The sequence below is a fragment of the Altericista sp. CCNU0014 genome (assembly GCF_044923475.1).
Taxonomy (GTDB): domain Bacteria; phylum Cyanobacteriota; class Cyanobacteriia; order Thermosynechococcales; family Thermosynechococcaceae; genus JAAURS01.
In genome coordinates, this window is the sequence record NZ_CP137338.1 from 1,838,180 (window position 1) to 1,861,080 (window position 22,901).

At 48.4% G+C, this 22,901-nt stretch carries 23 protein-coding genes; 6 read left to right on the forward strand and 17 right to left on the reverse strand.

The window, feature by feature from the left end:
• Positions 1-84: 84 nt before the first annotated feature.
• The 3 genes from R6H26_RS09205 to R6H26_RS09215 form a co-directional block, all read right to left on the reverse strand.
• Complete coding sequence (locus R6H26_RS09205) at positions 85-2,229, reverse strand: caspase family protein (protein ID WP_404790161.1); 2,145 nt, start codon at positions 2,227-2,229, stop codon at positions 85-87.
• A gap of 140 nt (positions 2,230-2,369) precedes the next feature.
• Positions 2,370-3,278 carry a peptidoglycan-binding protein gene (locus tag R6H26_RS09210; RefSeq protein WP_404790162.1) on the reverse strand — a complete coding sequence of 303 codons (909 nt, stop codon included), beginning with the start codon at positions 3,276-3,278 and terminating at the stop codon, positions 2,370-2,372.
• A 38-nt stretch (positions 3,279-3,316) separates the two neighbouring features.
• On the reverse strand, positions 3,317-4,225 hold the full coding sequence (locus R6H26_RS09215; protein ID WP_404790163.1) for a glycoside hydrolase family protein: 909 nt from the start codon (positions 4,223-4,225) through the stop codon (positions 3,317-3,319).
• A 568-nt stretch (positions 4,226-4,793) separates the two neighbouring features.
• Between R6H26_RS09215 and R6H26_RS09220 the strand changes: the two genes are divergently transcribed.
• Together R6H26_RS09220 and R6H26_RS09225 are read left to right on the forward strand one after the other, a co-directional pair.
• Complete coding sequence (locus tag R6H26_RS09220; RefSeq protein WP_404790164.1) at positions 4,794-5,396, forward strand: type IV toxin-antitoxin system AbiEi family antitoxin domain-containing protein; 603 nt, start codon at positions 4,794-4,796, stop codon at positions 5,394-5,396.
• Between the two features lie 27 nt (positions 5,397-5,423).
• On the forward strand, positions 5,424-5,729 hold the full coding sequence (locus tag R6H26_RS09225) for a hypothetical protein (protein WP_404790165.1): 306 nt from the start codon (positions 5,424-5,426) through the stop codon (positions 5,727-5,729).
• Positions 5,730-5,762: 33 nt separating this feature from the next.
• On the opposite strand, the gene R6H26_RS09230 is transcribed toward R6H26_RS09225, so the two are convergent.
• From R6H26_RS09230 to R6H26_RS09260, 7 genes are all read right to left on the reverse strand, one after another.
• The gene (locus R6H26_RS09230; protein WP_404790166.1) at positions 5,763-6,674 is read right to left on the reverse strand and encodes a hypothetical protein; all 912 of its coding nucleotides are present in this window, start codon (positions 6,672-6,674) and stop codon (positions 5,763-5,765) included.
• Positions 6,675-6,735: 61 nt separating this feature from the next.
• A complete protein-coding gene (locus tag R6H26_RS09235; protein WP_404790167.1) occupies positions 6,736-7,449 on the reverse strand; it encodes a hypothetical protein in 714 nt (237 codons plus the stop codon).
• A 43-nt stretch (positions 7,450-7,492) separates the two neighbouring features.
• Positions 7,493-8,602 (reverse strand): ATP-binding protein, encoded by a 1,110-nt coding sequence (locus R6H26_RS09240; RefSeq protein WP_404790168.1) that lies wholly within the window; start codon positions 8,600-8,602, stop codon positions 7,493-7,495.
• Positions 8,589-9,638: a metal-dependent hydrolase gene (locus tag R6H26_RS09245; RefSeq protein ID WP_404790169.1), complete on the reverse strand. Its 1,050-nt coding sequence runs from the start codon at positions 9,636-9,638 to the stop codon at positions 8,589-8,591. The genes R6H26_RS09240 and R6H26_RS09245 overlap by 14 nt, the downstream gene beginning before the upstream one ends.
• Entirely contained in the window at positions 9,635-10,561 is a 927-nt protein-coding gene (locus R6H26_RS09250; protein ID WP_404790170.1) for an ATP-binding protein, read from the reverse strand. Before R6H26_RS09250 ends, R6H26_RS09245 begins: the two co-directional genes overlap by 4 nt.
• On the reverse strand, positions 10,558-11,004 hold the full coding sequence (locus R6H26_RS09255; RefSeq protein WP_404790171.1) for a hypothetical protein: 447 nt from the start codon (positions 11,002-11,004) through the stop codon (positions 10,558-10,560). The genes R6H26_RS09250 and R6H26_RS09255 overlap by 4 nt, the downstream gene beginning before the upstream one ends.
• 63 nt (positions 11,005-11,067) lie before the next feature.
• Positions 11,068-11,361, reverse strand: a complete 294-nt coding sequence (locus tag R6H26_RS09260) for a hypothetical protein (protein ID WP_404790172.1) — start codon at positions 11,359-11,361, stop codon at positions 11,068-11,070.
• Positions 11,362-11,736: 375 nt separating this feature from the next.
• Between R6H26_RS09260 and R6H26_RS09265 the strand changes: the two genes are divergently transcribed.
• Entirely contained in the window at positions 11,737-13,323 is a 1,587-nt protein-coding gene (locus R6H26_RS09265; RefSeq protein WP_404783413.1) for an IS5 family transposase, read from the forward strand.
• A 35-nt stretch (positions 13,324-13,358) separates the two neighbouring features.
• Here R6H26_RS09265 and R6H26_RS09270 read toward each other — a convergent pair whose 3' ends face one another.
• The 6 genes from R6H26_RS09270 to R6H26_RS09295 form a co-directional block, all read right to left on the reverse strand.
• Positions 13,359-15,239 carry a hypothetical protein gene (locus tag R6H26_RS09270; RefSeq protein WP_404790173.1) on the reverse strand — a complete coding sequence of 627 codons (1,881 nt, stop codon included), beginning with the start codon at positions 15,237-15,239 and terminating at the stop codon, positions 13,359-13,361.
• Complete coding sequence (locus R6H26_RS09275) at positions 15,236-15,715, reverse strand: ABC-three component system middle component 2 (protein WP_404790174.1); 480 nt, start codon at positions 15,713-15,715, stop codon at positions 15,236-15,238. The genes R6H26_RS09270 and R6H26_RS09275 overlap by 4 nt, the downstream gene beginning before the upstream one ends.
• A gap of 1 nt (position 15,716) precedes the next feature.
• Positions 15,717-16,697, reverse strand: coding sequence for an ABC-three component system protein (locus tag R6H26_RS09280; RefSeq protein ID WP_404790175.1), 981 nt, complete (start codon positions 16,695-16,697; stop codon positions 15,717-15,719).
• Positions 16,698-16,986: 289 nt separating this feature from the next.
• Positions 16,987-17,352: a type II toxin-antitoxin system VapC family toxin gene (locus R6H26_RS09285; protein WP_404791264.1), complete on the reverse strand. Its 366-nt coding sequence runs from the start codon at positions 17,350-17,352 to the stop codon at positions 16,987-16,989.
• Between the two features lie 23 nt (positions 17,353-17,375).
• A complete protein-coding gene (locus R6H26_RS09290; protein WP_404790176.1) occupies positions 17,376-17,615 on the reverse strand; it encodes a hypothetical protein in 240 nt (79 codons plus the stop codon).
• A gap of 108 nt (positions 17,616-17,723) precedes the next feature.
• On the reverse strand, positions 17,724-18,437 hold the full coding sequence (locus R6H26_RS09295) for an XRE family transcriptional regulator (protein WP_404790177.1): 714 nt from the start codon (positions 18,435-18,437) through the stop codon (positions 17,724-17,726).
• 147 nt (positions 18,438-18,584) lie between these two features.
• On the opposite strand from R6H26_RS09295, the gene R6H26_RS09300 reads away from it, so the two are divergent.
• Positions 18,585-19,625, forward strand: coding sequence for a hypothetical protein (locus R6H26_RS09300; protein WP_404790178.1), 1,041 nt, complete (start codon positions 18,585-18,587; stop codon positions 19,623-19,625).
• Between the two features lie 145 nt (positions 19,626-19,770).
• Here R6H26_RS09300 and R6H26_RS09305 read toward each other — a convergent pair whose 3' ends face one another.
• A complete protein-coding gene (locus R6H26_RS09305; protein WP_404783571.1) occupies positions 19,771-21,120 on the reverse strand; it encodes an IS1380 family transposase in 1,350 nt (449 codons plus the stop codon).
• Positions 21,121-21,309: 189 nt separating this feature from the next.
• Between R6H26_RS09305 and R6H26_RS09310 the strand changes: the two genes are divergently transcribed.
• Together R6H26_RS09310 and R6H26_RS09315 are read left to right on the forward strand one after the other, a co-directional pair.
• Positions 21,310-22,599 carry an AAA family ATPase gene (locus tag R6H26_RS09310; RefSeq protein ID WP_404791266.1) on the forward strand — a complete coding sequence of 430 codons (1,290 nt, stop codon included), beginning with the start codon at positions 21,310-21,312 and terminating at the stop codon, positions 22,597-22,599.
• A complete protein-coding gene (locus R6H26_RS09315; RefSeq protein WP_404790179.1) occupies positions 22,596-22,895 on the forward strand; it encodes a hypothetical protein in 300 nt (99 codons plus the stop codon). The genes R6H26_RS09310 and R6H26_RS09315 overlap by 4 nt, the downstream gene beginning before the upstream one ends.
• The last annotated feature ends 6 nt before the right edge of the window (positions 22,896-22,901 follow it).

The following is a 22,901-nucleotide window of genomic DNA, read 5'->3' on the forward strand; positions in this document are numbered from 1 at the left end:
AAATATATCCAGTAAGGATAGAGGTAAAAATCACCACTGTACAATCCTTACTGGAATGAATCTCAGCGTTGAGGAACTTCTCGATTATTTGACAACCGTCAAATCGATCTGTTTAGTTGTCCACTCGCGACTAGGAGATGCAGCGATAGACAGCTTGCGAGTTTTTGGTTTTTCCCCATCGATCGCAGACAGCAGTGCTTCTAGGGCATTTTGCGGAGATCTTAATGATCTTGTTGTCTGTTCTCTATCTAGAGCTGGTAGTTCTAACCACCGAAAATTTGCAGCCCCAACACTAGCAAAGACCTTGACAGTATCCATTCCCGCAGAAGTGGTTGGTAGCGCCACCACATCTTTCTTGCCAGCTTCAATTGTGACAAAATCTGCACTCTTTCCTGGGAAAATTTTCTCGATCGACCAATCAGAGGCAAGATCAAGAGCCGCAACATTGAGAGCTTGCAATGAATTATTTTGAATAGACAAGAAGATATACTCACCTAGTTTCACGGTTGGTTGGCTAGGATCGGTAAATGGCTTCATCTGAGATTTTGGTGGAATCTTGTCACCTTGCTCGTAGATATCCGATGTTCCCAGCCACTCCACCGATAGCTTGCCCGCTAGAGGGGAGTCTGAATCTGTATTGTCGATCTCTGCGGCAGTGTGAAATTTTGCTAGGTGCACTAGACGTTTGACAACTTTTGCCGCCGCATCAGACTCGCTCAACATAACAGGAACAATGTTGCTATATGCATGTCCAGTGCGATCGCAGATCTCATACTCTCCTTTATCATTGAGTGCAACCTGATAGGCAACACCTTCGTCATCATCAATATCCACAACATCTTCTGCTAACTCTACCCAGCCGTTCCCTGGGAGAGCATTTTTGATCGCTTCTAGAGCTGCCTTTTGCTGTTTAAAGATTTCAGGTGAAAGTTTATCGTCAGGCAATGGAGGTTTAGCAACCTCTTCTGATGTAGCCTCTTTCTTCTCAAATAGTACAACTTTTCGTACAAGATTTACGGAAGGAGAGACTAGAACTGCCCGATCTCCCTGTTCAACTTTAAATTCCTTGCCTTCAATAGGTTCGAGCTTACAGAGCGACTCAGTTGCTCCCCTCTGAATAATTCTAGCGATCGCTATCCGATTCTCTTTTTGCTTTAAATCAGTATCGCGAGAATAAATGGCAAACTCTGCCCCTTTACTAATTCCATTAACTTGTCCAACTGCCAGCAAAGCCTGTACTTCCTGGGTTTCTGCGTTTGTCTCAATGTTTAAGACACTGACTGCATTGATTTCCTCCGTAAGTTCACTGCCAAATATTTTTCGATTTCCTGGCCCCATCAGCATGGGAGTCTGCTGTGAAAACTGGGTGTGAATTTTGGCATTGATGCGATCAAATAAATCCTGATATGACTGTCCAGCATTTTTTTGCTTTAAAGTATCGAGTAACCAGTAAGTTAGTGCTCCGTTTCTCTCTCTAGTTTCCCGATTGAAGGCATACTCATAGGCATATTCGTTCTGGCGACAGGCTGCCACAACTACACAATCCTCAGAGGATGGCAAACCACCTTCCTTCAATCCGCGAGTGCCTACGCCAATAAAGGTTTGCAGGGATTCTAATGGTACGATATTTTCCTGGCCGGGGAGTAACGGCTTGTCATCGATAACATTCATACCGCGAATTTCAACATCCCCCCGTGTTGCACCACCGGAATGGCAGCAATCTAGTATGGCTGTTACTGTCAGATCCTTAGCGACCAACTCCTTCAGTAATTGCGCTAAGTCAAGATCGCGTAGGTACTGTCCTTCTGTGTTTCCGATATCGGTTGGAACAAGCCCTTCATCAATACCCTCTTCTCCCTTTATTTCTGTGAATACTGTCTTCGCTCTTCCGCCATGTCCAGAGTAATGAATATAGATCTGGGATTTTACTGGAGCTATTTCCCCCAGTTTCCTAAACGCAGTGATCATATTGCTACGGGTAGGCAGTTTGTCAGCGGATTCCAACGGTTTCTTCTCATCTTCTGCACTTGGAGAAGCTGTCAGTTTCAATATTTGGTTCTCTGGAATTTTCTGATAATCCTTGAGAAACGCTTCTACATGATTAATATCGCGGACACATCCACCCAGATTTTTATAGTAACTCCCATCAGGCAACTGATTGGGCATATAACAATCAATACCTATCAATAAAGCATATAGGTTCGGAATTTGATCGATTTCCGTAGTCATTTTGATTTCAAAGCCTCAGTAATTATCTTTTAATGAGACCATTGCTGAATTAGCAGAAAATTACATCTCTGTTCTTTTAGAACACTTACTAATCCAGCAATGTATTCTACTCAAACTTGGGCATGCGTCCACAAAAAGGTTCAAGCAAAATGCTCAAGCGTTTTTGGTCCTACAACACCATCAGCGGTCAGACTTTTCTTTTGCTGAAATTCCTTAACAGCCTTGTCAGTACCAGGGCCAAACTCAGCATCAACCGAAACCGTAATCCCCGCCTTCTTCAAAGACTCCTGAAGCCGCGCAACATCAGACCCTTCCATTCTGGGTTGAGTCAACTTCAAGACTCTGGGCTTATTATCCCAAGGCGCTTTAGCAAAACCATGCGCAGGAGAATCATTCAGCGCCCCTTCGGTTTGTGGGCCAAACCCTCCATCCTCATCAATCTTGTCCTTTGGATTGTTAATATTCCAAAGCTGTTGGAACGCCAAAATGGATGTGCTGCGAATATCAGTCGTGCCTCCTCCTAAATAGTCAAAGTGAGGAGGATCTCCTGGCAAAGGACTCCAACCATGCTGAACCAAAAAAGGCTCCCATCCTCTAGGATCCTCAATATCGATCGCTAAACCCGTTTGATGATTACTTCTGCCGGGAGGTGCAACGGGATTGGGGTTATTGAAGCGATCATTGTACAGCAACATTTGCTGCGCGATCGTGCGATACGACGAATTGACGAGCATCTTGACACCCCGTGCCTGAATCGCCTTCGCAAGACCTTGCTTAGCTGAAGCTTGAACATAGGGGAATGCTGCATCTGACAAATCTACATTCAAATCGTCATAACTGATGAATCCACCAGGCATTATCACTTGTAGTTGGGCAATAAGCTGTTGAGATAAACAATTCACTACAGAAGTCGAACCAAAAGGTGCATTTTTAAGCAATCCTTTAAAACTTCCTCTACTACCACTAGCATCACGAGCATTGATTTCTTCACACACTTCGAGAATGAACTCTGGCGTCTGATTCGATAGATCATCAATCAAATTACTCATAAGTCTCTCCCATTTTTTAATGAAAATTTATAACAAGGTTATAGACCCAAACTTTTTAGAGTCTTAGATCCTACTTGTCCATCAACCGTCAGACCTTTTTGTTGTTGGAACTGCCTCACAACCTTTTCAGTGTCATTACCAAACACACCATCCGGTTTAATATCAAGCCCTGCGTTTTTCAGAGCCTCCTGTACTCGTCGTACATCTTCTCCTTGCGTCAAAGGATTCGTAAGACTGAGGGTACGTGCACCCATTGAATGAGAAGCCACAGAGCCTGTAATATCTAAAGGTCCGTCATAGCTAAGCGCAAATTCCCAAGGCTGATCAAGGAATAGTGCTTGCTCTGCCAATCGTCTACGAGTTAGACCTAGCATGGATTTACCACCACCTTTATTCCAACGGAGAAACTGTTTAGCAGACCCTTCATAATCGCCGTCATTCAGTAATCTCAGCAGCGTAGAACCGCCAAAACCGTCTTGACCTGGGCCAGTGTTGAAGCAAAAACAAACCAACGAAGAGAATTGGTTGCTATTCAAAGGAACATCTACCAAATCCTCGACATAGGATTCATAGATTTCTAAATCTTGACGCAACAATTCTTCGGCTTCATTCTGGGTAATGCTCATCCCCGGTGCAACACCCGCCGTGTGACCATATCCAATCGTCCAGACTCCGACACCATCATCGTAAGCCGTTAGCTCACACCCCTCAAAAGATGTCAGTAGCTTGAGTCCTACATTATTAATGCGCTGCCCACCTCGCCGTTGGGCGATCTCTTCTTCTAGAGGTGACGCCTCGCAACTAACCATAAACTGATGGGTACGACTGAAGCGTAGAGCCTGGATCAAAGCTCGGACATTACCCTCAGTGGAGACTAACCTAATCAGTTCTCCATCACGAAACTCAGCAACCTGCCCATCCTGGAAAAGCGTTATCTGACGTTCCATATGTTTTTTTATTAAGAATAAAAAGGCTTAAATCCTTAAGATTTTAAGAAAGAAATCTTCCTTTAATAATAAAGGATTGGGCATACTATTCCCAATCAAGAAGCTTAAATTAACACCTGTTATTTTTCTTTACTATTTTTTCTTTTGTCAAGAGAATATTTTGTTCTGGCAGGCTGTTGGAGTGAAACGCCAGAAGCCTTGTCCAGTGAACATTTTCCTTTCAAAGCTTCAACAACTAGAATGCATACTGCATAAGTGTTCTCCATTACTTGTCCGACAGGCTGCTAGCTACCCTAGGAAATTGGCGTAGTAGAGCGGTCAGTCAGCGTTAGATTTTGCCGGATTAAATCTGGATCGCTAAGAATAGCTCTACCTGAAATTCTTGATTCGTTTGCCCAACCCACTTGATTCTCCTGACGGCTCCATCGTAAGGCAATCATCAACCCAGTCCAGAAAAACAGATCGCAGCCCGTACAACCCATATCCTGAGACGACAGATCAATTCAGCTTGTGTCATAATGTCGGTAATTATCAATATTTGCCGACGTTTTGACATATCAATCATCAGATGTCTCAATCCAAAACCCAACAAATTCTAGTCCTTGCCCGTGAAACGGGTGTGCTCCGCTCCAGGGATATAGAAGCCCATGGAATCCATCGCGAGTATCTACGCCGTCTAGAACAGCAAGGGCTGCTCATCCGCTCAGGGCGAGGCATCTATACCCTGCTAGAAACAGATTTTACAGAGCACCATAGTCTGGTTGAAGCCAGCCAGCGTGTCCCTCACGGCATCATTTGCCTTCTATCTGCGCTCCGCTTCCATGAAATTACAACACAAGCCCCCTTTGAAGTTTGGCTCGCCATTCACGGTAAAGCCCGTCCACCCAGTGAAGCACTACTGCCGCTCCATATTGTTTACATGTCCGGCAACGCCTTTGAATCTGGGATTGAAACCCATCAACTAGAGGGCATTCCAGTGCAAATTTATAACCTCTCTAAAACCGTCGCAGACTGTTTCAAGTACCGCAACAAAATTGGACTAGACGTTGCCCTAGAAGCCCTACGTGAAAGCTGGCGCGATCGCCGCTGCACAATGGACGAACTCTGGCACTACGCCAAAATCTGCCGAGTCAGCAACGTCATGCGTCCCTACCTGGAATTTCTGTTATGACACCGCACTCAGATCTATACTGAAGTCATGAGCGATACCCAAACCGTCACAATCCACCTCTCCAGCGAAGAGCGCGGACTCTTGGTGCGTCACCGCTCTGCAAGAGCTAGCGATCGCCTTCAAGCCGAAGCAAATCGGCTCAAGCTTGCCCCTGACGTTTTGGCTACAAAATTACTGAGAGAACAATTAGCCCAGGCACCAGCTCCCCTCAAAGCATTAGAAGCCCTCGCCCAACTCCGGCAAATTGCTCAACAGATGCCGTCCATTGATGTCGTCAAACTGGCACAAGACAGTCGAGAAGACTTAGAAAATCGGAGTGAGTTCACCGGATAATTTTCAATTTCGGGATAGAGTAATGCATTCTCGTTATGGCTGATTCTGAAACCTCTTTACCACCTCATCTTGAGACAACCCTGGCAACTCTAGCAGCAACCGCGTATAGTCCTCCGCAGACAACGCCACCAGCTTTGGCAGAATAGCCATCAATGACTCATCAATCGTACCAAACCGAGCCTTAAACAAATTCTCAAGCGTTATCCGACGTTCCGATTGAATGCCTTGTTGAATGCCCCTCTCTTCAGTTTCTTTTTCCCACTCCAGATAAGCCTGTGACAATACCATCAGTACACCTCGCTCTTCATCGTCTGCTGGGTCATTTATCTCTAGTGTAATCTTCCATCCCGCCAATAATTGTAATATCCTACGGCGTCGTGGATCCCCCTCTGGGATAGCCAGCACCTCAGAAATCGCCTGTTCCTGCGTCAGCCCTTTCCCCAAGAGCCTTAACCAGAGCGTGTCCTCCGTTAGCGGCAACTGATTAATCGCAACAATCGCCGTACAGAGCGCCTCTCCTAACCCATAAATTCCCGAAGGCCAAGATTCATTAGAAGTCGCCGCAAACCGTTCGAGCAAATTTCCAGAAACCGACGAAGCCAGAATCCATAGCCTTGGTAAGTCCTCCTCTGAAACGGTTGCATCATCCCGTTGAGTCCGGCGCTGTAAATCAGCATGGACTGACAACAATTTCAAAAGACAGTCCTTCACTTCCGTCGTCGTGGGCGGGTTCCGAAACGGCTCCAACAGACAAGGCGTTGCCGCAATTCTGCTCAACAGTCCCAGAGTTTGAGGCTCTGCTTCAGTTTGTAAAGCAGGTGCAAAATACAGATCGACCAGTCTTGAAGTACCCAAAACCTCAAGACTCTTTTCCACAGTACCCAAAGGGGACAGTAGCTCCTCCAAAAATTCCTTTGAAAACTGATCGAATTTATTCCGAGTCATGGTGCAGCATAACCAAAGCGCATTCATTGTAAGGGAAAACGGGATTTTATCCCGAATGCGCTCAAAGCGCTTTATCAAGAGCATGAACCGCCAAAGTAATTTCAACTGTCAGTTCCTGGTTGACCTGATTCATCCACTTGATTTTCTTGATAGTTCCGTTATAGGGCGATCGCACCACCCCCACCGTCTCCAACCTTGCCTCAACATCCCTCAACTGAGCCATCAGCAAAGACTGCTGCCCTAAAGTATCCTGACCAACAGCCTTCTGCGGCTTATTCTCCCTCGCAGCCTGAAGCTGAGCCACTGCCAGTCCCAACTCAGCCTCAGCATCCTGAACCCTGATGACCAGTTGTGAAACCTGTGTCGATTCCTTGTAGAGCGGCAAACTTGCCCAAGCATAATCCGTCCAAGGGGAATTGGCTTTGAACAGGGCGATCGCCTCCCTCGCCTGCTGCACCCGTACCTGAGCCTGACGAATCCTCGCCTGTTCCACCGCATAACTGACTTGACTTGAACCTACCCCAGCACTTGTATTCAAATGTTCTAACTTGAGGCGAATGACCTGACGCTGTTGTTCCAATGGTTTTCTGGTGGACGTGCGATCGCTCAAAATCTGACCTTTTTGGATGCGATCGCCCTGCTTCACCTTCAAATCTGCCGGATCATCCAGCGTCAGCTTCAACTTCAGCTCACGAGGTACCAGATTCGCTCTGCGGCTAATGATCGGCGTGGGGTCAACTATGGGCAATGGGAGCGATGCAGGTATCCGAGACATCGAATTGCAGCCTGACAAGAAAACAGCGATCGCCACGAAAAACCTACGCATCATCCCCTCCATCAGCCACCCGCTGGTAATAGGGCAAAATCTCAACCTGTTCCGCGTGCTTGCCAAATCGACACAGTGCCGTCAACGGCAGCAACGCTGCCACCTTCTGTTCCGCAAACCGAAACTTCGCCGCGACCTTCTTCACCTCCACCTGATCCACAGGCAACACAATCTTGGTCGCCGCATTCCCCAACACATCAGCCGACAAATGCCGCTCACTCTGAGAGGCCAGAACCAAATTCAGTCCATACTTGCGTCCATCGGCAATAATCCGATCCAACGCCGGAGACTTTGCCATCTCCTTCGCCTCATCAATGAAAAGGTAGGTTCTGGGGATTTTGCTTTCAACCTCACCCTGAAGCCGATGGGTATCCATCAAGTATTTGGCTAGGGATTCAGCCGCGATCGCCCCTAATTCCGGCGGCAACTTACACAAATCCACCCGCACCAGCCGATGTTCTAACAGAAAAGCGGGACGGTTGAAAATCCCATAGGCAAACGTGGCATTGAGCTTTAGCTTCAACTTGGCACTGTCCTTACAACTTTCCTTCACCCGATGCTCAATCTCGGCCTGAAGATCGGCAAAATTGGGCGGTTCCTTTGTCCAGGTGTTCTCCTCGTTCTGAGCGATGCCCTTGTGTCGGTAGCAATCCCCCAGAACCTCCAACAGCAAACCTTCCTGTACAGGTCCCATTTGCAATGCTTTTTTGAGCGTAGCGGCAACTGCGATCGCCTGAAGATTCGGCCCTCCACCCTCTGGATCCAGGTTGATATACAACGGATTCACTCCATAGGGACTGCTCATATGGAGCGGATAGCAAACTTCGCCCTGAAGATTCTGGTCGCCGTGAAAATCGATGATGACCAACTGCATCGCTGGGTAGGTTTTGTGGAGTTCGTAGGCGATCGCCTTCAGTGTCTGAGTCTTCCCCGACCCGCTAGAACCAATCGCCACCACATGACCATTGGGCAATCGTTCTGGAGTCCAGTACACACCCTGTCCCAACAGAATTCCATGACTCGCAGAGTCATCTTCAACCTGAACTTTTTCACCAGGCTTCAGAACCGCAACGGGTAATGGCTTTTCTTTACGACTGAACATGGATCGACCTCACAATCAAACTGCCGCTAGCGGAGTAATCCCCCAGAACTCGAACCACTTCAGCAGGGCTGGCGGCTTCTAGATGAACGCTGGCGATTCCGCTTCCCGGCTGCACCCGAATGGAATTGAAGCGATCCGGGTAGTTGGGCGGTACCAGATCCTCAGCGTCCTCAACGGTCAATAGACCTGACAGATAGGTGCGATCGCTTTGTGGGATACGTGAGAGTGCCTCTGCGATCACCTCGTCTTCCAACCGAATCTCTCGAACCGACGGCTTCACAGTGCCTTGTCGTTGAACCTGCACCTGAGTAATCTGAATCTGAGATTCTTGAGTTTCGCCAGCTCGATAGAGCCTGCCCTGACTGTCTTTCACCAGTAAATCGGTTTGGGTCAGAGGCTGTACCACTTCAAATTGACCTTGAACTGCCTGCTGCGTCAGTGTATTGCGACCACGAATCTGAGCCATTAGCAGATACTGGTTCTGTTCGGCGGCAACAATCTCCACCGCCCCGCTCGAAAGCCCTAGCGTCTGATTGAAGGCTTTGAGGATGCCGCCGCTAATATTGAGGTTGATGATGGCGATCGACACAAAAACCAAAACCGCTAGCAGAAAATACTCAGCAGAACTCCCCGTACTCAACCTGAGTCGAGGATTGCCCGGAGTCACCAACCTTCCCGAATGTGGGAAAAACGCACAAACCCCCTGCTTGGTGAAATTATCGGCATACCAGCCCAAGAAATAGCCCAGATTAAGAGCAATCCAGAGCGACTGATTCCAGAAGGTGAGCGGGAAGGTTACAGCAGCAAGACCCAGAGAAAACAAAAAGCTGTGGGTCAAGGTGCGGTGAGAGTACCGCTTCTCGATCCACCGCGAAATCAGGGTTAACGGGGGTAATCGTCCAATCCAGCTTTTGCTGGTGTCCAAGTCGGGGAACTGGGATGCGATCGCCGCCGTTCCTAACAACACGGGGTCAGCCGTCCCCATCGCCAGGGATGTGAGCGCCACACTGAAGACTGCCTGCGTCGAGTTCATCATTGCCCTAACCTCCCGGACTTACGGGGCAGGCTGTAGAGAATCAACCGGAAAATGCCTACCGCTACCGCCAGAATGCCGCCAAACAGATAAAGGCTGGTGCTGTTCAGCCCCAATCCGATGAAGCGCAGAATCGTAAACGTCATCAACCCGGCAATCAGCAACGGGGTTCCATCAATCCACTGTCGATGGTCGGGGCTGGGGTCATCTAAACCCAGATACTCTTCTCGAATCACCCGCGCTGCCAGCATCGGATTTCCGCCCGCCCGTTGTTGCAGGTGCGCCAATTGAGCCGTGGATAGCTCCAGTTCCAGTTCGGTGGCGGCTTCTTTCATGATTTGACGGATGATGCGATCGCTCAGGGGTTCCAGCTCAATCCGGGGCAACTTCAGAAAAATGTCCCGTGCTGGGGGATGGGTGGCCAGCAACAGCAACGGCTGACCCAGTTCATGGAGTCGCTCCAGCCAGCAGCGAACCTGCACCTGAAGCCGATGGGCATCATCGCAAATTAGAAAAGCCAGGTTGTCTTGGAGGTAATCTGCGATCGCCTGCATCAATTGCATCGCGGTCAATGCTTTGCCTTCTAGAGATTCTGCATCTACGCCCAGTTGAAGGGCGATCGCCACCACCATTTGTTTAGCGGTTGAGGGTTTGACGGTCACGACGGTAAATCCCAGTAGTTCAAGTTCTTCAGCGACAAACTCGCTCAAGGTGGTTTTACCGCCGCCTGCCTCGCCCACGATCAGCAGACTGGAGTTAGCTTGAAGCGCGGCGACGATTCGACGTTTTTCTGTGCTTCTATAGCAGGCGGTTGAAACGGTACTTTCATTGAGCGATCGCCGTTCTCCATCTGTGCCCACGGCATAGCGGTAGACCCTTTGGGTGCCATCCTTCAGGGTGCGGGTGTGTTTCTCCAGACGGGTCATTGCAGCTCACGACGTTCTTTGATGAAGCGGGAGACGGCACGTTTTGAGCATCCTTTCCCTGTCCAGAGTCTGACCTGCTCAATCAGTTGGGCGTAGGTGCGATAGCCCAGTTCCCAGGCTTGCATCAGGGCTTGATGAACTCGTTCGGTTCGGCGATACCAGGGTTTGTGAGGGATGGTCGGTGCGATCGCAGTTTGGGTCAAGTCTTCAACAGTGGTGTCCACGACCGGAGGCAATAGCCGATCCGGTCTGAATCCTTCCAAGACGTGGAGGATGGGAGCGATTACTAAGGGTGAAATTGCGCCCCAGAGATTTCGGGCTGCGGTCAGGTCAAATTTGAGGGGGCTGTATTGTTTGAAAGACCGACGGGCTTGTCGGACTTTGGCGACTCCGCTGCGATAGAGTTCGCCTAGGGTGATGTGTTTCCAGGTTTCGGTTTCCATGATTAGCGGTACCAGAATGCAATGGATGTATTGCTAATGCCCAATCGATGGAAAAAGCAAGGGCTAGGCTGAGGTTTTGCAGGGCGATCGCCGACAGGTCACCTGTAATGAGTAGCGCCGCTCTCCTCTGGTACCGATGTGCGACAGAATCAGCCCTTCGATACAAAGGTTGCGGGTTTGGTCGCGCACTTGGTCATAGGTCAGGTTGGCAGACTGCATGAGTTGGTCGCGGCTCTGGTCGGGCTGGTTTTGGAGAGAGGCGAGGATGCGATCGCGCGAATTTTGTCCTCGCTGTCGGCGGGTGCTGGGTTGTTGGGGATTCAGGTGCATATCATTGAACTGAAAACTGGTACCCATTGCTAAACCCCAAGCTCTCCTATGTCAACCCGTCATCCCAATTCATCTGCAAACTCTGCAAACTTGTAGTTCTGCGGTTGTACATATAGAGAAATTCTTAGAGAGGAGCTGCAAAAGCCTGCTTCACAAGGTTCATTTTGTACAAGTCTTTACAGATAAAGCAATTGTCTCAACGGCGTTGAGACAATTGGCATGGTTGCATTTCCTGAAAAATATTTACGTCCAGGCTGCCAGTTCCAGTGCTGAGTCGGGATAATTAGGGCTTGCTGAAAAAGTATAGAACGTAGGGATTACAGTTCATCTGTCCGAACAAGGGGGTTGAAAAGTGCAAGAAAAAAGGCGAAAAATAGTCAAACCCCTTGCACTTGAGTCGGCATGTATCGGACTTCACCCCCAGGCCAACTGTCCTTTGAGAACTTCTACCTGCCCTTCGGCGGCAAATTGTCCCGTGACAATCGCTGGGTAAAGCTGGCTAAACTCATCCCGTGGGAAACAGTAGAAGCGAGTTATGCCGACCAGTTTAGTGCCACGATGGGCGCACCAGCCAAACCGTTTCGAGTCGCATTGGGAACCCTCATCATCAAAGAGAAGCTCGGCACCAGCGATGAAGAGACCGTGGAGCAGATCCGCGAGAACCCATACTTGCAGTACTTCTTGGGATTTAGCGAGTATCGGGATGAAGCGCCATTTGACTCATCCCTGTTGGTTCACTTTCGCAAACGCCTGAGTCTGGAGCTAGTGGGTCAGGTCAACGAAGCCGTCGTGCAGAAGATGCAAGGAGTGGCAGAAGCTACTGAATCACAGATGGCGGTATCGAGTGAAGCAGCATCTGAATCAGACCGTGATGACGATGAGCCACCCTCCCCCAATCAAGGGCAGCTCATCTTAGATGCGACCTGTGCCCCTGCGGATATTCGCTACCCGAGCGACTTGAGCTTATTGAATGAGGCTAGAGAGCAGAGCGAAGCCATCCTAGATGCCCTCTACGTCCAAGTGAGCGACCAATTTAAGACCAAGCCTCGCACCTACCGAAAGCTCGCGCGCAAAGCGTATCTATCCATCTCGAAGCAACGAAAACCCAGCCGTCAACTCAGGAGAAAAGGGATTCGTCAGCAACTCAACTATCTGGGTCGCAATCTCAAGCATATTGATATCCTCATAACAGCTGGGGCATCCTTGGCACAACTGAGTCGGCGTCAGTATCGCCTGCTGTTGGTCATCACTGAAGTCGTCAGGCAACAACGAGCCATGTTTGACGCCAACATCCGTCGCATCGATGACCGGATTGTGAGCATCGCCCAGCCCCATGTGAGGCCCATTGTGCGTGGCAAAGCAGGCGTGCCCGTGGAGTTTGGTGCAAAGCTATCGGTCAGTTGTATCAACGGCTGTGTGTTTCTAGACCGGCTCAGTTGGGACAATTTCAATGAGTCGACCCATCTCCAAGACCAGGTGGAAGCTTATCGGGCTCGGTTTGGCTGCTATCCCGAGTCGGTTCATGCCGACCAGATTTATCGCACTCGCGCCAATCGCAGTTGGTGTAAGGCGCGTGGTATCCGATTGAGTGGCCCGCCTTTGGGCAGGCCGAAGCAAGACCCATCGGTGCAGGCTCAACTCAAGCGACAGGCGCGTCAAGATGAGAAAGTCCGGGTCTGGATTGAAGGTAAGTTTGGTCAGGCCAAGCGACGCTTTTCTCTGGCACGGGTGATGGCGAAATTGGCCCACACGGCTCAAAGTGCCATTGCGATTACGTTTCTCGTGCTCAATTTGGAGCGTTGGCTCGCTGGGCTCTTAGCCTTGCTTTTTTGGCTTTTCGATCTGTGTCTGCAAGTCCTTCATGGCGGGATGGAGCGTGACGAAGCCGCTCAGCTGACGATGGGAGAATCGATGTCCTTTGTGTCCATTACTGAGCATTCATATCCAGCTATGTCTGAATTGGCGATCGCGTTGCCAATCTCAGTCTGAAATGACTTTTTCAGCAAGCCCTAATTAGGCAAGAATCATGGGCTTGAGTTTATAGGGAAAAAACCGTAGCGTCCCTCTTCAGGGTTCCTTGTGAAAACTGTTGAAGTGATTTTGCCACTGACTTCGGATGGGGGATGTTCGTTCTCAATAATAATTATTTGACTGTCGCTACAGTTATTAGCAAGATATTCATAGAATCGGATCTTTAGGTTTGAACCTTCCAAAATGATTTTATCTTCTGATGCTTCTGGTTTCCAGTACGCCAAAAGAGGTGAATCTAGTACAACAAAACCTGGATGAGGCAGATTTCTATCCTTACAAAATTCCATGAGTCCAATGGTCATAGCCGCATGAGTAATAGCCCTCAAGCCTTTTCCCCGACTAGTACGAGGTTGTCCACCTATTACAATATCTTTTAGCGCTTCATCGAAATGAACTCGATTAGAGCCAGGGAAGTCCCATTCTTGAAGTAAATGTTGCACTTTTTGAGCAAAGTCATCAAGCACAGATTTTGAAAGATCTATTTGTGAACTAACGGGATTAATTGGTTCATCAGCTTCCCAACGAAGCGTAGACTTTTTCTCTTGTAGTTGCACGATCCTGTGGAATGAATCAATGACACGTTGCATTTCACCTGATTGCCTGACAATCTCACTGAAGGTATTTTGGATCTCCTTTAGAGGAGAAGTAATTTCTTGTATCTCCTGATTGAGTGCCTGAAATTCAGGGTCAAGCTGCTCTTTCTGTGTGATCAATGCCTCAACCTCAGAACTGAGATCTGATGCTGTTTGATCAAGCTCTATAGAAAGCGTTTCCACCTTGACAATTTCAGCAGTTGCAGCATGAACTACACTTTCAACATCACCATCACAAACTTCAACTTGATGCTGTTCATCAGGAGGAGCACCACAGAGAGGACAGGGTGTTCTCTCTAGATGGACAAAAAGAGATCCTGATTCCTCAATTGCAGCAAGGCGTTCGAGATCAATCTGGTAATGTTCCTTAAGGAGTTCAAAACGTGATAGAAGTCCAGAGATTTCATCGATTCGATCAGATATTTGTTTTATTTGCTGCATAACTGCATAGCGACGTTCTATTCTGTTATCCAACTCTTGTTGACTTCGATTGAGAATCTCTTGCTGAGCCTGTGCTTGAGCTTGTAGTTGCAGTAATTGATCTTCGGCTTCAGTACGATTAATTCCAATTGCACCAATTTCAGCTTGTAATTCAGAAAGCAACTCATCAATAAATTCAATTTTGGCGTTATTACTCTGTCGAGTAGCTGCTATCTCAGCCTGCATTTCAGCTTGTGCCACTAATGCACTATCATCTACACCAGTAAGCATTAACTTGAATACCGAATAATCTTTTGTCTTTTCAGTATTCTGTACAGATAATATAGGAGATGATTCCTTGGTTATGTCGCTCTCCTTGACTATGATTAACCTAGCAAGATTCCGAAAACTGAGACTATCTGTAATTCCCTGCTGGTTCTTTCGCACATACTTATCTGTAAGTCCTATGGTAGACAACAAATAAGCTGAGAGCGTACTCAAATTTCCATGTGCATGTTTCTGATTAAGGGTAGTGCCTGATTCGATATCAGGATTACCCGATAGCCAGGTTCCTTCAAATTTACGGAAGTTTCCGCCATCCGTACTCCTTTCAAGAGTAAAGATATTGCTATTTACTGTTTCCAGTGTGAGCCTTCCTCGGTCGTATCCAACTCGTTCAGGAATATCCCGCAATGGTCCCTTGGCACCAAGAAGAAAATCGATGGCTTCTACAAGGAATGATTTTCCGGTGTCTGAAGCCCCACATATGACATTCAAGCCACCTTGAAATTCCAACGAAGCAGACTCTTTATACGGACTATTGAACGAAAGACCTCGTAATTGAAGGGGATTCCAAGTCATGTTCTACGTCCCCCTGCTCTCTCGAATGGCTGGAACTGCGTAGACCACTCCTGGAAAAATCGCTGTTCCACTGCTTTCAATTCTTCAGAAGTTGACTCACCATAGTTTTCAGCTACCCACTCTGCTCGTTCTTTGAGTTTCGAGATATATCGAGAACTCAACATTGAGAGAAAAGCACCAGCATTGTCAGTAACAGTGTATTGAAAACCATTCGACGTAGATAAATGTTGTATAAGACCTCGGCTTATCATCAAAAAGAGTCCGCGCTCTATTAATTTACGCCGCACAGTTAGTTCGCCTGAACGTAGTGGAAGGGGCGCATGTAAACTTTCTGGACCTTCAACATCACCTGAATGAACAGTTAAGTAGTCAAAAAAGACAAGATACTGAAGATCCAGCGATTGAGGAAATACTGCTGTCAAGATAGCTAGTGCTCTGATTCCGGTCTCAAGTGGACTATTAAATGGTGATGTCACATCACACCTCCTCATCCGTAGGCACCCAAAGCAGGCGATCTTTGTTGGCAAGCTGATGACAGATACCTTGTTGATCCTGAACTCTAAGCGCACTTTTTAGAGGATTAGATCCTACTGGAACTGTTGCAGCATGTGAGATCGTTGCTTTCATACGAGCTAATCCGTCTTTATGCTCATTTTCACAGATATCAATTACAGCGTAAAAAATCTCATCCTGCAAACTCTCAAAAGTACCGTCAGGCACTGTGTCGCGGGCAAAATTACGTAGAGATTCCGCATGGTAAAAGCGTTCTCGTTGCCTTAAGAAATCACAACTCAGTTGTGAAGATAGCTCTGAAACACAATTAACAGATCTTTCCAGGTTATCGCTATAAGCATTGAACAGTTGCTGGATATAGCGACTCTCTACTACCTCGTGCTCTTCTGGCGGGGGGTTAACATTTGGCCTGGGCGGTAAACCTCCACCAAATCTGACTGAGTGAAAAGGAGTTTTGGCATGTTCATTTATGAGATCTACAACTGATTTTGTCGAAAAAACAGAGAAATTAAAAGCTTCAAGCCAAGCAAGCAGATCATCTTCCAAGGAAATACTGTTAGTTTCTGTGATTTGCGTTTGACAATATTTTCCCCAATTGTTTCGAGTTTCTTCTTTTAACTTCTCTGGGCTTTCGAGCAATTTTCCTAGTTTTGTACCCACACCGCGAGATGCAATAAAGTAATATTTACGTGGTGGCGGATATTCATTTTTATAGGAATAATAAATAATTTTTCCGATTTCTACCCACACATCGCTTGGAGCCAGAGGGCGATCGTAATGCTTGCATTGATAATTGTCCCAGCCACCTTCCCAACCTCTATCGCTAATAAAACCAGCTATATCTACCCCTTGATCCCCAGCACCTGTGTAGCGCTCGACACGAATGTATATAGCACTACGGATTTTGCTTAGGACGCACTGCTTAATCAAATCCTTACTGCTCAAAGCGGGCTATTTACAAACGTCTTAACATGCTCTCGTAGGGCTATATATCCTTCAGTGAGCTTGTCCACTCATGTGTGAACGATTCCCATTCTGCTGGAGAGAATGTGGTCACACGAATCGGTTTGGGAATCGGAATTCCACTATATACATGCGCTGAAGATGGACACATCATCGGTTCCGCTATGGAGATTGGTTTCATGTCCTCGTCAGCGATCAAAAGCTGGCAACTCCTATGTGATTCTTACAACTGTCAGATCATACTTTGAACGGGAGCCTAATAAAATTCCCCCTATTGAAGTTTTTGAACGTCCGGGTACTCCAGAATCTTTTGATCTGCCGTCAGCAGTGGACACTTCAAAACTCGCGCCGTCGCCACAATCATCTGATCTCCTGGATCTCGATGAAAACCGACTAGTTGCGTAGACTCGATCACAATAGGCACTGTTAAGTTGATTAACTGTACTCCAGGATAAGCCAGCGCCAAATTCAACCATTCATGAACTCCGCATGACAGACCAAGCTTTTGCTTCTCAACAGCCTTCGCTATTTCCCAGCAGGAGATAATGCTAACGCCCAATCCCTGAGACTGGTGTTGCTGAATTAGTTCGAGGTGCCTTGAAGTCAGTCGTTCTTCATTATCATTAACCCACCAAATCTAGATATGAGTATCTAACAGAATCATCGCAAGACTTCCCAGTCTTCTACAGGGACAGCAGGCTCAAACGGATCCTCATAGAAAAGAACTGTGCCTCGCAAAGGATAGAGGTTCGGTTCAGGTTGATCCTCAGCCTTTTCCATTTGATTGGGCGATCGCTCCAAAATAATCACCTCCACCGCATCGCCGACATGAAACGGCAGATCCTTCAACGTCAAAGCTCCATCCTCAGACAAGATCGTCTCAACTTTATAAGCGTTCATTTCCTGATGTCCTCTTTTAGAATGACGCTAACAGCCCTGGTCAAATCTTGACTCCTTATCCCCATAAATTGCAAGGCCACATCAAATTTCCCGCCTCCTTAAGCGCGCTCAAAACCCCAGCTTCCGCCCGACCCAGACCACGCGCCCCACAATCACAAAATCTGTCCCCTCATCCTGCAAATTAACCGTAAACGAGTCATAAGCCGGATTATCCGAAGTCACTCGAACCAAACTCTTAGGCTGACGCTGCAAACGCTTCACCTGAAGCAGCCCATCGTATCTAGAAACATAAATCCCATCCCGAATCGGTTCCACCCTAGAACTCACCAGCAACATATCCCCATCCATAATCGTCGGCTGCATCGAATCCCCCCGCACATAAATCATGCTCACCTCCGCCGGACACACATGCAGATCCTGGCGGAGCCACTGCAAATCCACCGAAATCAACTCCGGCTCACCCGCAGCCTCCACAAATGCCCCCGGCCCCGCCGAAGCCCCAATGTCATACTTCGGGATCTGCACACACTCTTCCTCTTCTGGATTAGGGACAAATGGATCGCCCTTCCCCGTAATCAGCCAAGTGAAGTCCGCCCGATGGGTCTCGCAAATCCGGGCAATAACCTCCGCATCCGGCAAACGATCCTCCTTCTCATAACGGATCAGAGTGCTTTTACTAATCCCAATGCTTTTCGCGAACGCTTGCTGCGTCAGTCGCCCCCGCATCTGTTCAATCCGCTGACCGATGCCCTTCGATAACGGTTCCCTCGGTTCTGCTTTCACCTGCGATCGACTCTTCGTCGCGCTTGCGCCTCGTGTCATGACGAACCTCCATACATAAAGTTATCCGAACGGACAACATTGTAAAACTAGAAACAAAAAAGATTTGAACTAAACTATAAAATTTTGCTAGATTTTTAGAAGACTTGTCAAGTCTATCAAAAAGTGTCCGTTTGGACAACATTTATCATGAAGCCAATCAACACCCTTGATAAACCCTTCAGCATTCGAGACTTTGTGACCTTTGACCGCAATGGACGGGCATACTGCCCCAATTGCGAACAGAACAAAGGCCGTCGTCCCTCCCAGAAAAGTCTGGCAGTCCTAGAGAGCGGAGCCTATAAGTGTCATGCCGGATGCACCCCAGATGAAATCCGCATCAGTTTGGGGGTACCCAAGAACAGTTCGATCTCAACGTCCTTGGATGTGCGATCGCTCCACACCCTAAACCAAGCCACAAAAGCAATGGACTGGCTACTTCAAGGCCAAGATGAAGAAAGCCAATGGGCACGGCAATGGTTAGAACAACGGGGCATCAGCCCTGAAATCGTGCGTCACTATCGCTTGGGACTGGTTAACCGTAACGGAACCACCGGGGTTTCAATTCCGATTCCGGCAGATGAATCAGGTCAGCACTTCTACCAAAAGCTGAGACTCGAACCTTGGACTAGCAATAAATCCTGGACACAAAAAGGTGTCCCCGCGATGGTCTACTTCACCCATAAACCAGATCAAGCCAAGCAATCATATCTGTGTGAGGGCGAATGGGATGCAATCCTTTTGGGTTGGGCAATGCGAGAGGTGGCCGATATTGCGATCGCCACCTTCACCTGCGGCTGCAACGTCATCCTCTGCCCCGAACAGCTTCAGCGACTGCCAGGTCAAGTCTTTATCTTCTACGACCGGGATGAACCGGGTCAAAAAGGTGCAGAGAAACTGGCGCGTGTTCTCGGCGATCGCGGTTGGATTGCCCAAGTCCCCTGCAAAGAAGCAACACCATCTAAAGGCTGGGACATCTCCGATGCCCTAAATTCAGGCTTTACGATTGAAGCGATTCGAACTGCTGCCAGAACTGCCACTCGACTCGCTGAACTTGAACTGGCTCAACTATCGCGAAAGTCCAAACTCAACTATGAGCAGTGCTTAAACCGGATTGATGAAATCCTGCTGATCGAAGACACCGCTCGACAACTTTGGGAACTTAACCTGCATTATTCACGAGGTGTATGAGGAGTTGTAAGTTTCACCAAAATTAGAGCTATAGGATGAGATGAAAAGTAAAAGTAGGCAAAAAAGCGATACAAATCGGCTCAAAAAGGCTAAAAACACCTATATTTCCGACAAATAGAGACAAGAATCCTATGACGGGCTTGGCCTACTCAAATTTGAGGGACTGGGACTGGGATAAGTTCCGAGAAATTTGACGCATCTCCTGGGCATAAGGGCAAAACGCAGCCAACTCCACCAGAATCCGTCGGGTAGAAACCGTTACCTTGGCAGCTCCTTTAATGAGCAACAACCGTAGGCGTTCCACCTGAGCCGTTGCCAGTTGTGTTCCATGGGCCGCTTGGCGAATTGCAATCATCAAAATGTAAGCAGCTTGAGCCAAGAGCAGACGAAACTGATTGGCAATAAAAGTGCTGCAACTGAGACGATCTGCTTTGATGCCGAGTTTGAGTTCTTTAATGCGATGCTCGCTGTCGCCGCCGCGTTGAACGTAGAAGTGGTCGTACAATTCTTGAGGCGGTTGCTCCAGATTGGTCACCACAAATCGAGGATTGGGGCCTTGGTCGAGCCATTCTGCCTTCATGACTAATCGTCTGGGTTCATCCCACGTCCGTGCCGCGTAATAGACATCGTCAAACAAGCGAGCCTTTTGCTGGGTTTGGATGTGTTGCAATCTTGCCCGTTCGAGCAAATCGGCAATTTTACGCTCCAATACCGCATTGCGGATAAAGCCAAGGGCATAGCCCACCTTGGAGCGTTCGCAAACCTGCATGATTTCGGGTAAGGAGAATCCCGCATCGCCTCGCAGAATCAGTCTCACAGACGGCCAAACGCGTTTGAGTCGCCAAAATAGCCAGCGTAAAATGCCTGCGACGCCTTTGCCTGAATGACTATTGCCCGCGCGTAACTGCAAAATCAACGGATACCCTGTACTGGCCTCGTTGATGAGCACTGGAAAGTACATATGATGACCGTAGTATCCATGGAAACAGCTCAATTGTTGATTCCCATGGGTTGGGTCGTCCCAGCCATCGATATCCAACACGATTTCGTCGGGTGCGCTCTTGTAGCGTTGGATGAATCCATCCACCATTCGGCTGCGCATGGCAGCGACTTCTGCTTTGCCAATGTGGTTCTCAAGTCGAGTGATGGTGGGTTGGCTTGCCAGTAAATCTGTTCCGACACTCGGCGATCGTCCGCAGGCAACCTTGAAGATGGGGTCGTGGCGCAGCACGTTACTGTCATTGGCATCTTCGTACCCTCCCACCATTTGATATACGCGTTGACTGACCAACTGATGCAGGTTATGGGTGATTTTGCTCGGGTCGCGCCAGTCCTGGATACACGCTGACAATCCTCGACACACTTGAACCTGCTCTTCTGCTTGTCGAGCCAGCAAGATCCCGGCATCTGAGCTTAATTCTAGATCTGAAAATCGAACGACTAAAGGGCGTGGCGTGGGGAAATTGTAGGGCAGGTCCGAATGACACTCTGTCATGGCACAATGGAGATACTAAAAACTCTAGAGAGCCTGATTCTAAACCGTTTCAGGCTCTCTTTTCTTGTGTTTTCCTATCTCTCATGAATTATCCAGGTTAACCTGCTGGCCAAACAAGCCGAACTCTCCACCGCCCAACTCCGCAAAATCCATCAGACCCGTCTGGAATGTGCCCATGTCTTCAGCCCCATTGATGTCGTAGATTTCCTCGCTAAAGCCCCCGAAAAACGCGAATGGATCATCGCAGGCAAAATCCCCAGAGGTAGCACCATTGCCCTAATTGCCGATGGGGGAACGGGAAAAAGTCGCCTCAGTTATGACCTGGCCTTTGCGATCGCATCTGGTCAACCCTGGAACGGATTCCGAACCACTCAAGGCAAAGTCCTCATCATCCAAACCGATGAACCGGATGTGGATTTCTCCGATTCCCTCAGAGATGCAAACTACGACCGATTTGAACGAGGACTGGTACAGGTCGAAACCGAATGGCAGTTTTCCCAAATTCCCCAACTCACCCGTTGGGTTGAACAAGAGCAACCCCTGCTAGTGATCATCGACTCTTTCACCGCCGCCAACCGCGCCAGCGAACTGGATGAGAAAGACACCAACTATGGCTCCTGCATTTACGACCTGCGAAACGTCGCCAACACTTACGGCTGCACTTTCCTGATTCTGCATCACACCAACAAACTCGGCGAGTCCAGAGGCACAACCGCAATCCCTGACAACGTGAGCGAGGTTTGGTATCTGCGGCATCCCAAGTCCGAAGACAACCTGCCCAACGATCGCCGCATCTGGAGCATCGAAAAATCCCGCAGCCGTTGTTCCGGTAAATTTGCGATCGGCTTCGACCCAGACGAATGCGTGGTGGTCTATCACGGCGAACACCAGAGCACACCCAACGGTCAGGGAAATCTAGAGGCAAGGCTGCTGGAACACTTTGGGCGATCGCCCGGAACCCCCTTCGAGATCGAAGAACTCGCCTTACAGTTCAGTAGCAGTGAAGCCCATCTCCGCAGACTGGTCAAACGCCTGTGGCGGCAAGGCCACATTTTAGAAGAAACACGACAAGTCCCGATCGCTGGATCCAAAGGCGGGATGACCCGCAAAAAAGTTTACCTGTGTGACCCGATTAACGATGATCAAGTGCTTCAAACCCAGTCACAGCAAAGAGAAAAAGCACTTGATCATGATCCGCCCAAAAATGATCAAGTGCATCAAAGCCTTACAGGGCAAGAGGAAAAAGCACTTGATCATCCCATTCGTCACACAGGCGATCCATCAGCAACGGCATCGATGCCGCTCAAAGTGGGGGACTGGGTGGAAATCCTGACAGGTTATTTCGCCAGCAGACATGTTGAAATCATTGGATTCCCGAGAGAGAAACCCGGATGGGCGGATGTAAAGGGCAAAGACTGGGCTATCACCCAACAGTATCAACAGAGCGATTTACGACTGATCAGGAGAGCACAGGTATGACAATGAAAACGACCGAAACCCAAGCCGTTTGGTGCAACAAACATGAAGCGACGAAAATTTTAGGGGTGTCAGACTCCACACTCAAGAAACTGCGCTTGACCAACCAGCTCATGGAAGGTATCCACTGGACACGCTTCTCAAGTCGCTGCGTTCGTTACAACGTAGAACTCCTCAAAGACTGGGCCGCGAATCGAACGCACACCGCCAATCACGATCAGGCGATCGCAAACTATTTCAGTTCCCTACCTTCCGGTCAACCTCAACCGCGCCGGAAGCACGCCAAAAAAGCATCCTGAAAACTA

Excerpts from the sequence above, each read along its gene's own strand:
- R6H26_RS09205 (WP_404790161.1), bottom strand. The coding sequence starts at position 2,229 with ATGACTACGGAAATCGATCAAATTCCGAACCTATATGCTTTATTGATA.
- R6H26_RS09210 (WP_404790162.1), bottom strand. The coding sequence starts at position 3,278 with ATGAGTAATTTGATTGATGATCTATCGAATCAGACGCCAGAGTTCATT.
- R6H26_RS09215 (WP_404790163.1), bottom strand. The coding sequence starts at position 4,225 with ATGGAACGTCAGATAACGCTTTTCCAGGATGGGCAGGTTGCTGAGTTT.
- R6H26_RS09220 (WP_404790164.1), top strand. The coding sequence starts at position 4,794 with ATGTCTCAATCCAAAACCCAACAAATTCTAGTCCTTGCCCGTGAAACG.
- R6H26_RS09225 (WP_404790165.1), top strand. The coding sequence starts at position 5,424 with ATGAGCGATACCCAAACCGTCACAATCCACCTCTCCAGCGAAGAGCGC.
- R6H26_RS09230 (WP_404790166.1), bottom strand. The coding sequence starts at position 6,674 with ATGACTCGGAATAAATTCGATCAGTTTTCAAAGGAATTTTTGGAGGAG.
- R6H26_RS09235 (WP_404790167.1), bottom strand. The coding sequence starts at position 7,449 with ATGTCTCGGATACCTGCATCGCTCCCATTGCCCATAGTTGACCCCACG.
- R6H26_RS09240 (WP_404790168.1), bottom strand. The coding sequence starts at position 8,602 with ATGTTCAGTCGTAAAGAAAAGCCATTACCCGTTGCGGTTCTGAAGCCT.
- R6H26_RS09245 (WP_404790169.1), bottom strand. The coding sequence starts at position 9,638 with ATGATGAACTCGACGCAGGCAGTCTTCAGTGTGGCGCTCACATCCCTG.
- R6H26_RS09250 (WP_404790170.1), bottom strand. The coding sequence starts at position 10,561 with ATGACCCGTCTGGAGAAACACACCCGCACCCTGAAGGATGGCACCCAA.
- R6H26_RS09255 (WP_404790171.1), bottom strand. The coding sequence starts at position 11,004 with ATGGAAACCGAAACCTGGAAACACATCACCCTAGGCGAACTCTATCGC.
- R6H26_RS09260 (WP_404790172.1), bottom strand. The coding sequence starts at position 11,361 with ATGGGTACCAGTTTTCAGTTCAATGATATGCACCTGAATCCCCAACAA.
- R6H26_RS09265 (WP_404783413.1), top strand. The coding sequence starts at position 11,737 with ATGTATCGGACTTCACCCCCAGGCCAACTGTCCTTTGAGAACTTCTAC.
- R6H26_RS09270 (WP_404790173.1), bottom strand. The coding sequence starts at position 15,239 with ATGACTTGGAATCCCCTTCAATTACGAGGTCTTTCGTTCAATAGTCCG.
- R6H26_RS09290 (WP_404790176.1), bottom strand. The coding sequence starts at position 17,615 with ATGAACGCTTATAAAGTTGAGACGATCTTGTCTGAGGATGGAGCTTTG.
- R6H26_RS09295 (WP_404790177.1), bottom strand. The coding sequence starts at position 18,437 with ATGACACGAGGCGCAAGCGCGACGAAGAGTCGATCGCAGGTGAAAGCA.
- R6H26_RS09300 (WP_404790178.1), top strand. The coding sequence starts at position 18,585 with ATGAAGCCAATCAACACCCTTGATAAACCCTTCAGCATTCGAGACTTT.
- R6H26_RS09305 (WP_404783571.1), bottom strand. The coding sequence starts at position 21,120 with ATGACAGAGTGTCATTCGGACCTGCCCTACAATTTCCCCACGCCACGC.
- R6H26_RS09315 (WP_404790179.1), top strand. The coding sequence starts at position 22,596 with ATGACAATGAAAACGACCGAAACCCAAGCCGTTTGGTGCAACAAACAT.